The organism is Prevotella sp. S7-1-8, assembly GCF_000758925.1.
Lineage (GTDB): Bacteria > Bacteroidota > Bacteroidia > Bacteroidales > Bacteroidaceae > Prevotella.
In genome coordinates this window covers 23,134-30,195 of the sequence record NZ_JRNC01000066.1, presented here as the reverse complement: position 1 = coordinate 30,195, position 7,062 = coordinate 23,134, and the positions used below count along the sequence as shown (strand labels likewise).

The 7,062-nt window shown below is 52.0% G+C and carries 7 protein-coding genes and 1 tRNA gene; 2 read left to right on the top strand and 6 right to left on the bottom strand.

Annotated elements, in window-relative coordinates:
• Window positions 1–199: 199 nt before the first annotated feature.
• Together HMPREF1640_RS10250 and HMPREF1640_RS13365 are read right to left on the bottom strand one after the other, a co-directional pair.
• Window positions 200–736 (bottom strand): TIGR00730 family Rossman fold protein, encoded by a 537-nt coding sequence (locus HMPREF1640_RS10250; RefSeq protein WP_036894397.1) that lies wholly within the window; start codon window positions 734–736, stop codon window positions 200–202.
• Between the two features lie 408 nt (window positions 737–1,144).
• Window positions 1,145–1,297 (bottom strand): hypothetical protein, encoded by a 153-nt coding sequence (locus tag HMPREF1640_RS13365; RefSeq protein ID WP_156098787.1) that lies wholly within the window; start codon window positions 1,295–1,297, stop codon window positions 1,145–1,147.
• A 262-nt stretch (window positions 1,298–1,559) separates the two neighbouring features.
• Between HMPREF1640_RS13365 and lipA the strand changes: the two genes are divergently transcribed.
• Window positions 1,560–3,383 (top strand): lipoyl synthase, encoded by a 1,824-nt coding sequence (gene lipA / locus HMPREF1640_RS12885; protein ID WP_081935344.1) that lies wholly within the window; start codon window positions 1,560–1,562, stop codon window positions 3,381–3,383.
• A 786-nt stretch (window positions 3,384–4,169) separates the two neighbouring features.
• On the opposite strand, the gene HMPREF1640_RS10235 is transcribed toward lipA, so the two are convergent.
• Window positions 4,170–4,571 (bottom strand): hypothetical protein, encoded by a 402-nt coding sequence (locus tag HMPREF1640_RS10235; protein WP_036894392.1) that lies wholly within the window; start codon window positions 4,569–4,571, stop codon window positions 4,170–4,172.
• A 25-nt stretch (window positions 4,572–4,596) separates the two neighbouring features.
• Between HMPREF1640_RS10235 and HMPREF1640_RS13360 the strand changes: the two genes are divergently transcribed.
• Window positions 4,597–4,755: a hypothetical protein gene (locus HMPREF1640_RS13360; RefSeq protein ID WP_156098786.1), complete on the top strand. Its 159-nt coding sequence runs from the start codon at window positions 4,597–4,599 to the stop codon at window positions 4,753–4,755.
• 3 nt (window positions 4,756–4,758) lie between these two features.
• Here the strand turns inward: HMPREF1640_RS13360 and HMPREF1640_RS10230 are convergent, their stop codons facing one another.
• The 3 genes from HMPREF1640_RS10230 to hemG form a co-directional block, all read right to left on the bottom strand.
• Window positions 4,759–5,169 carry a hypothetical protein gene (locus HMPREF1640_RS10230; protein WP_036894391.1) on the bottom strand — a complete coding sequence of 137 codons (411 nt, stop codon included), beginning with the start codon at window positions 5,167–5,169 and terminating at the stop codon, window positions 4,759–4,761.
• A gap of 67 nt (window positions 5,170–5,236) precedes the next feature.
• Window positions 5,237–5,324: transfer RNA gene (locus tag HMPREF1640_RS10225), tRNA-Ser, on the bottom strand.
• Window positions 5,325–5,581: 257 nt separating this feature from the next.
• Window positions 5,582–7,003, bottom strand: a complete 1,422-nt coding sequence (gene hemG / locus HMPREF1640_RS10220) for a protoporphyrinogen oxidase (RefSeq protein ID WP_052051801.1) — start codon at window positions 7,001–7,003, stop codon at window positions 5,582–5,584.
• Window positions 7,004–7,062 lie beyond the last annotated feature (59 nt).

Below are 7,062 nucleotides of genomic sequence, written 5' to 3'. Positions count from 1 at the left end.
AACTTGAATGCCAGCTTAACCACTCAAAATGACTGCCTGTTTGTCTTTGCGACAACTCAAATCCCCGCGCTCTCATCGTGAGAACGCGGGGATTTTCATGTGTTTACGCTTGTCGAGCGTCGTGTTTTCAATCTGCCGATTGCCCACGACGATTGCCGAGCGGGCTTGCGCTCTCTCTATTGGGCAATGCGCAAAGCCCTTATGAGTTGGCTATCAACGATCGAAGCTCTTCGAGGCTGTTGGCCACCTTGATGAGATCTGGCCATTGCCCGCGAACAAATCCACGTTTTTGCAGGTCGTCCAGCAGGTCGATGGCACTCTGCCAAAAGCCTTTCATGTTGTACAGCACCACTTTTTTATTGTGGTAGCCCACCGTTTTGGAGGCCGCCACGGTAAAAATCTCGTCCAGTGTACCCACGCCCCCTGGCAGCGCCACAAAAGCGTCGCTTTGCGCCATCAGTAGTTGCTTGCGGTCGTTCAGGTCGTCGCATGGCACGTGCACGTCCACATAGTCTGACATTTTGCCGCCTCGCTCCATGCGCGTGGGTATCACCCCGATGGTCCGGCCACCGCCATGGTGGACGGCCTTGGCCACGCACTCCATCAGGCCGATGTTGCATCCGCCGTAGACCAAGGTGTGGCCCTCGGTTGCCATCCACGTGCCCAATTCCTCGGTGAGTTTGAAAAAGTCTGGGTCGATATTGTCGTTGGCCGAACAAAATATGCCTATTTTCATGTCTGTATAGTTTTGATGGGGCAAATATAGCAATTTTTCAATTCACAATTCGCAAATTACAATTAATAATTTTGCTTGCGCCTACTTGTTTTGGCAGATTTCATCAGGTTTCACCTGTCGTAAAAACATACGCCATTATCCCGTCGACAGGTGGTTGGCGATATTCCCATATAGTATAACGCATGGCGCGACAAACAATGATTTTCATATCGTTTTTGTCAATTATAAATCATAAAAACCGCTCCTTGGCGAACTAACGTTTTAGACGATAAATTCTAATGGTTTGTTAATAATTGGTCAAGATATGTGTCATTGTTTTTTGATTGGTGCGGCCTTTAGCGCTTAATGGCAATGCTAAAAGAGCCTGGACGCATGTCGAATCAACGCTAATTGTCTCGCCAATATGCGCTAATCGCGGCGCGATTGGGTGTTAAACGCATTTGAAAACGAGCGCGAGCCAACTATAAAAAGATAAAATGTTTTGTAACTTCCAGATTGATAGCGACTAACATTTTTGATCTTGTTTTTGGCGTATTTGTAGCCAACGATTTCTTTTTTCATAATAAGCCCTGTATTTTCGCGCTTTTGTCGGTTATTTTCAAAGTGTAAAAGATGGCTTTCCGCGACAGTTGCCCTTCGGCGCGAGATGCCCCGACGGTAGCCCAAGATGGCTGTCGGAGCGTTTCCATTCGTTTCATGGGAAGAGGCGTCGCGTGGCTGTCATGCTGTCTTTTGTGAAAAAATACATGCCAAGTGTTGGAAAATGACATTATGGTATTGTTTTTTTTTGTATATTTGCGCCCATAACCTTTATAACCTTAAAATGAAATACATCATTATACCGCATCCCGAGAAGATACGCCAACTGCCTTTTTATTTTGCCGTGGAGGAGTATGTGGCTTGCCACTACACCGACGACGACTATTTCATGGGCTGGCGTGTGGCCCCCACGGTGATGTTAGGCCGCAACCAGCTCATCGAAAATGAAGTAAACATAGATTACTGCAAGGCTAACAACATAGACATTTTTCGCCGTAAGAGTGGCGGAGGCTGCATATACAGCGATCTTGGCTGCATACAGTTTTCTTATATATCTTACACTGATCGCGTAAACGAGGCTTTTGTACGGTACATGCGTGGCATGGCCGATGTGCTGCGCGGCTTGGGCGTGGAAGCCCAACTGTCCGGTCGGAACGATATCTTGGTGGACGGCCGCAAGGTATCGGGCAGCGCGTTTTACGCGCTTCGCGGCCGTAGCGTGCTACACAATTCGCTGTTGTATGACACCCGGCTGGACCATTTGGAGCGGTCGCTCACCCCGTCTCGAGAGAAGTTGCGGAGCAAGGGCGTGGCTTCGGTGAGCCAGCGTGTCAACAACGTGGCGCCACATGTTAAGCTCAGTGTGGAGGAGTTTATGGATTACGTGCGGCATTACATGTGTGGCGACGAGACGCTCGAGCTGACCGACGATGACCTGAGGGGTATAGCCGAGATAGAGAAGACGCTGGCGGATGACGACTTCGTTTATGGCAACAATCCCAAATATTCCATCGTGCGCAAGCGCCGTTTTGAGGGCGTTGGCACCTTGGAAGCGCGCGTGGAGTTGAAAAATAACACCATTGTGAAGATGAATTTGATTGGCGATTATTTTCTTTTGGGCGACATTGACCTTGGGCTGCTCAACCGCTTGCGTGGCGTGGCGCTCAGTCGCGAGGCTGTGGCCGAGGCGTTGGGGGTCGTAGACCTGTCGGCCATCGTGCGAGGCCTGACGCTTAAGCAGTTCTTGCGTTTGCTCTTTGGACGAGAGCCCCACGTGATGAAACCCGAGTGGTTGAAAATAGACCTCACGTCCAAGAAGTCGACCGCGGAGACGGCTAAGATTTTGGCGGGACATCGCATGAACACCATTTGCACCGACGGCCTGTGTCCCAACCGCGCCGAATGCTGGATGGCCCGGACGGCCACGTTGATGATAGGCGGCAACATCTGTACCCGCAAATGCCGTTTTTGCAACACGCCCACGGGCAGGCCAACACCTTTGGATTGCGCCGAGCCACGCCATGTGGCCGAGACCGTGAAGGCTCTCGGTCTGCGCTACGCTGTCATCACGTCGGTGGACCGCGACGACTTGCCGGATCATGGAGCGGCCCATTGGGTCAAAACTATAGAGGAGGTTAAATCCTTGAACCCTAACACCAAGATAGAAGTGCTCATACCCGACTTCATGGGGCGCGCCAATCTCGTCCAGATGGTCATGGCCACCCGTCCCCACGTGGCTGGGCACAACATGGAAACAGTGCGCAGGCTCACGCCGTCTGTACGTAGCGTGGCACGCTACGAGCGCAGCCTGGGCGTGCTGAGCGAGATAGCGCGTTGTGGCATAGCGGCCAAAACAGGTTTTATGGTGGGGCTGGGAGAGACGCGTGAGGAGGTGCTTGAGCTGATGGACGACATTTTGGGCACCGGCTGCCGGCGTCTCACCATCGGCCAATACCTGCAGCCCACCGCCGCTCATTTGCCGGTGTCGGCCTACATCACGCCACAACAGTTTGCCGAATACAAGAAAATAGCCCTCGCCAAGGGTTTCGATCATGTGGAGAGTGGGCCTTTGGTGCGCTCGTCATACCATGCCGCCGAGGGTGCGTGAGCGATGAGTGCATGGATAAATTGACACTTTTTCAAGATCGGAAAATTATGGCCTCGCCAACCTCGGCGCAAGCGTTTTCTTTCGATGGGATGGGTGGTTTGGCGCGCGCGACGTCGTTTTGAGCCTTGTCCTGTATTTTGCTTGGATCTGCGTGGTATAGGAAATATGAAAGTTGGGATGCCGCGGGGCGTGTCCGCGATGCACCCAAGTGTACAGCTTGCTATCGTTTTGAAGACGGGGATAGCCTCTTTGACGCTTTCAAAAACTATGAATGGCGTTGTGGGCAGGATGACTCTCCGTGGGCAGGATGCGCTATTCCTGGTGGTTGGAACCTCGACTGGCAGGACAAATGTGGCGTTTGGAAACCTGTTGCGGCTGTCGAGCGGTAATCCGCCGAACGCGGATTGCCTTGCGCTGTCAACTTCGAGCCTGCGAACCCCATGGCTGTAAGAATTGTCGTCGACCTGCCAAAAGGCCCATCTTGTGGTTTGTTCGAGTGGATTACGAGATAAAACTGTATGGTGTTATTCCACCTTCTTATGGGTTGGAAAAGCGTTCCCGACATGGCATGTTGGCGCCATGTCGGGAATTTTTGGCTTATAAGGAAATGTTTATGCTTGGCCGCCATCCTGTTTTTGTGTGGTTTTTCGCCCATCCCCCGGCGTCGCACATGGAGTGTGGTGGCTCGGAATGCCTGTAAAAGGCGATGAATTGGCAAAAAACAGACATATGGATGGTGGTAACGCGAGACGCGCGGACCATGCCGCTAACTATGCGTTGGGGGCGCTACCGCCCACCCAACAACCGGGCTATCTCCTTGGCGTGTTCGCCCTTGATGACCTTAAGGTCGGAGAATGGACGATGTTTGAAATCGACAAACTTGAACATTTGCATCAGCAACAGGTTGCCGTCCTCTGTCAATAAGGTTTCCAATCGGAAGTTGCCCAAGCCCGCGGGGTGTGGCTTTCGGGCGGCGAGAGCTTGCGCCATGCCCTCCGTGTCCATGTTGATGACACGCGACAGCAGCTCGCCCTCGGCGGAGTCGAACTCTTCCACGGTCACGGTCATGGGTTGTCCGGACTTGTTGTCCATTACTTTTCCTCCCATGCCGAGAAATCCTTTCTTGATGGTCACTATGTTTTTGTCGGCGTTTGCCTTCACTATTTCTAATTTGTTAATATTTGCCATGTTGTTAAATACGTCTTTTAAATGAATGAATGGGTTGCCGGGACGACGCTTGGCTTTTGGGCCACTCGTCGCTCTCGCGCGTGCCGGCAAGGAGAACGGCGCGCCCGTTATGGCCAATGGAAACAGGCTGGACGGCGCTGCCGCTATCGGAGCGAGAATGAAGATTGAATTGAAAAAGACGTGATTTTCAGCAAATGATATGTCTCAGCGCGTAGACATAGTATCGAACCGGGCTGCCTTTCCTAATCGGAGCGCTCTGTTTGGGATGTGAAGATTGTCTGTGTGCGATGATAGTCGCATGGTTGGGACGTTCGTTTTGTGCGATGAAATGGCCAAAATCAGGCTCGCATGAAGGAAGGATGCGTTGTGGCCTTGAGCTGCAAACACGGTATGTTTCGGCCGTGTTCTCGATAATGGCCGTGGCTTTTTCTTCGCTTTTCTCAAAGCCGTGGAGCGTGTCTTTGCGCTCGCGCTCGTTGAGCCCGGAAAGCTCTCTGGGCGCGATCGGACTTTTGCCAATGTTTGCCGCATGTATGCTCGTTTGGCAACAAACGAACAGCGAGACGGCGAGCGTTAGAATATGGAAAAGCCTTTTCATAGGAATTGAACCTGCTTGGTGATTGAAAACTATTGGCAATCGTTAGCCAAGCATTTTCATTGAAAAGCGGAAGATGAGGGATTCAAACCCCCGATACCCAAAAAGGGTATACCGGATTTCGAGTCCAGCGCATTCGGTCACTCTGCCAATCTTCCCAATAATCGGATGCAAATGTACGTAAAACCTTGGATAAAAAGAAGGCTTTAACATAAATTGACATGTAAAAACGCAAGATAATTTGAATGGGAAAGCATGCGACGCGTTACTTGTCAGAAAGTGATAAGATTTGCCGGGCGTGAGGCTTTTATAGCCGCGCGCCTTTGGATGTGACAAAATCAACGGGCAAGGCCCATTGGCCGCCATCGCCAATGGCATTCGTGCGCTTGCTTGTCCCATGTCCATACAAAAAGGCTTAGCCTTTGTTGATGTCTTTCGCCACGCCCACGGCTTGCTTGATGCGGTCTGCCATGCCGATGCCTCCCCATAGGTTGCCGGCGATAGTGAGCGTGGGATATTGCGCGGCGAGCTCCCCAATCGTGTCAAATCGCTCTTGGCTGCTCAACTCATACTGTGGTATAGCTCGCTTGTGGCGGTATATTTGGATGGAGTCCGCGTGCATGTCGGCAGGATATTTCAGCATGTCATGCAATGTGTCGTCTATAATTTTTTTCAGTTCCTCGTCACTCTTTTCCACATATTCGGGATGTCGAGTGCCACCCAAGAAAAAGGTATAGCTCACCCCCTCCTTAGGGGCGCGACCATCGAAACAGGCCGATGGGAAGAGTATTCCTAATACTTTTTTATGCTCTTTGGATGGCACCAACCCACCAAACGCGTTGTATTTGATACCTCTGTGGTGTGTCAAGCCTACTCCAATTTGCACTATGGGCGCATAGTACAGGTTGCTCAGTTTGGCCATTCGCGCCTTGTCGATGAACGGAAGTAGCGTGGGCAGCGCGTAGGCTGGGCACGTGGTGACCACCCGTTGGCATGCGATGGTGGTTTCCATGCCGTCTTTCGCGCGGAAAGTAACCACCCAACCTTTGCCTTTGGGCATGACAGAGACGTTTTGGGCGGAGGTATGTATTCGGTCCATGCCGATGGATTGGGCCAAAGCGTTGGTCAGGTTGCTCAGGCCACCACGCGCCGAGAACACACCCTTGGTGGCCATTCGGTCGGCCGTGGACTTGCGCTCTTTGAGCTTGGCCAGCGCTCCACGAATGAAACTGCCGTAGTTTTGCTCCAAATTATACAGTTTGGGAAGCGCCAGTCTTGTGGGCAGACGGTCTGGGTCGCTGGCGTAAACGCCAGACAAAAATGGGTCCACGGCATAGTCTACGAACGATTTTCCAAGTCGGCGCGCGGCCATGTCGCCCACGCTTTCGTTAGGATTGGTACCCTTCTTTCGCCACGGCTCGAACAAAATTCTTATCTTGTCGTGCCACGTGAACAGCGGTGTGCGCAGTCCACTGATGGGCCCGGAGGGTAACTCGTGAAACTTATGGCCTTTCCAAATGAGTCGTCGTCGGGAAGACTTGTGGGCTTCCTCCAGTTCGCAAGAGGGCTTCAAATCATCGAAAAGCCGTACCACTTCCGGATAGGATATTGCCCCTGTGTTGGGTCCGCTCTCAAATATGAAATTGCCTACGTGGTGTGAGTGTATTTGCCCTCCAACGCGGTCAGAGGTCTCTATCATAGCCACGTTTTTTCCGCCACGCGCCAGATAGAACGCGGTGGTGAGGCCAGTGAGCCCCGCCCCAATTACGACGACGTCGGCCTCGTGGTTCGCGGAGGGAGTCGCGGTAGTGTTTGTGGATTGTTTTTTCTGTTCCATTTTTTTCGTGTTTATTCTTTAATTGAACGAGGGTGTTGGTCCATGGCCCATCCAATTGG

What these genes read in the sequence shown, in the direction of transcription:
- HMPREF1640_RS10250 (WP_036894397.1), bottom strand. Translation starts at nt 736, where the DNA reads ATGAAAATAGGCATATTTTGTTCGGCCAACGACAATATCGACCCAGAC.
- HMPREF1640_RS13365 (WP_156098787.1), bottom strand. Translation starts at nt 1,297, where the DNA reads ATGAAAAAAGAAATCGTTGGCTACAAATACGCCAAAAACAAGATCAAA.
- lipA (WP_081935344.1), top strand. Translation starts at nt 1,560, where the DNA reads ATGAAATACATCATTATACCGCATCCCGAGAAGATACGCCAACTGCCT.
- HMPREF1640_RS10235 (WP_036894392.1), bottom strand. Translation starts at nt 4,571, where the DNA reads ATGGCAAATATTAACAAATTAGAAATAGTGAAGGCAAACGCCGACAAA.
- HMPREF1640_RS13360 (WP_156098786.1), top strand. Translation starts at nt 4,597, where the DNA reads ATGAATGGGTTGCCGGGACGACGCTTGGCTTTTGGGCCACTCGTCGCT.
- HMPREF1640_RS10230 (WP_036894391.1), bottom strand. Translation starts at nt 5,169, where the DNA reads ATGAAAAGGCTTTTCCATATTCTAACGCTCGCCGTCTCGCTGTTCGTT.
- hemG (WP_052051801.1), bottom strand. Translation starts at nt 7,003, where the DNA reads ATGGAACAGAAAAAACAATCCACAAACACTACCGCGACTCCCTCCGCG.